We start from the raw sequence: 1,085 nt of genomic DNA, 5'->3' as shown, positions 1-1,085 counted from the left end.
CTTTCAACCGGTTTACCAATTTTTTTGTAAATAATAATAAGTGCAATTACTGAACCCAAAAATAGAAGTGCTGTAAGTCTTACAACGATATTAAAATTGGCTGTACTTTCTAACATCCATTTATTTAATAGATCAATCATTATTATCTTCCTTTCCTACATAAGAGAATATTTTGTTCTTCTTTTTCACTATAATAAAAAAAGGAAAAAGAAAACATCGAACTTTCTTACAAACATTCGTGTATTCTTACAGTTTTGTCATTTTGTAAATGTATTCATCGCCCTGTTTTTCACTATTTTCTTTGGAAAACATAGTGAATTACGAGAAAGGGCGCTACAAAATCAACTTCCGAGAACAAAAATTATGTAAATAAGCTGTTCACTGGATTCTCGTAGAAAACTGTGGTGATATAAAATTTTTGATTTTGTAGCACTTCAAAATCTTAGCTAGATGCCTTTTTATTAAGTTTAATATCTATGACCTAAATATAATAGAATTTGAAGCTTCTTTTTATTTTAAATAAATTGAGTAATTAGGTTATAACGTTAATACGTATGATTGAATATCATAATAATATAATGGAGGTGGTGTTATATGGCTCTTACTACAGGACCAATTGAAAACGTAGGAAATCAACCTGCTAATGCAAATAAAGTTAGGGTGAAGATCCTTAACCGTACTGCGGGCCCACTTACTGGAGTAGCTAGAGTTTTTAGACTTGACGGTTCATTAGTATTAATTGAACAGGTAAACTTCAATGTGAATTCTAATGCTTCTACTTTTGCAACTCTAAGTTTAGTTCATCCTACTTTTGGACAAGCATTTGAATATGAAGTTCAAATTGTTCCTAATCAACCTGGTGGACTATATAGTGTTTATGGACTAACAGCTGAAAATGTTATTATTACTGCACAACGTGTTGTGAACGCAGAATTGACACAGTTTCTTTAATTAAAATAGATTGGTGCCTACATGGTATCCAATCTATTTTTGTGCGTATTATTCAGGGAAAGAAAGGTTTTACACAAAAATAAAGACAGTTATGGAAAAGGGAAAAGTCGAGCTATCATCTTGATTTTTATTAT

1 protein-coding gene and 1 pseudogene are annotated in these 1,085 nt (G+C 30.7%); one reads left to right on the top strand and one right to left on the bottom strand.

Annotation, left to right across the window (positions count from 1 at the left end; genetic code table 11):
* Window positions 1-140, bottom strand: a pseudogene (locus ACQGS6_RS29160) (6-aminohexanoate hydrolase); the annotation flags it as partial.
* Window positions 141-594: 454 nt separating this feature from the next.
* Between ACQGS6_RS29160 and ACQGS6_RS29155 the strand changes: the two are divergent.
* The gene (locus ACQGS6_RS29155) at window positions 595-951 is read left to right on the top strand and encodes a hypothetical protein (RefSeq protein ID WP_001229417.1); all 357 of its coding nucleotides are present in this window, start codon (window positions 595-597) and stop codon (window positions 949-951) included.
* Window positions 952-1,085 lie beyond the last annotated feature (134 nt).

This window comes from Bacillus sp. GMs2/2, assembly GCF_050172095.1.
GTDB classification, from domain to species: Bacteria; Bacillota; Bacilli; order Bacillales; family Bacillaceae_G; genus Bacillus_A; species Bacillus_A cereus.
Note: the sequence above shows the minus strand (reverse complement) of the source record. Positions and strands in the feature narration are given on the sequence as shown.

Excerpts from the sequence above, each read along its gene's own strand:
- ACQGS6_RS29155 (WP_001229417.1), top strand. The coding sequence starts at position 595 with ATGGCTCTTACTACAGGACCAATTGAAAACGTAGGAAATCAACCTGCT.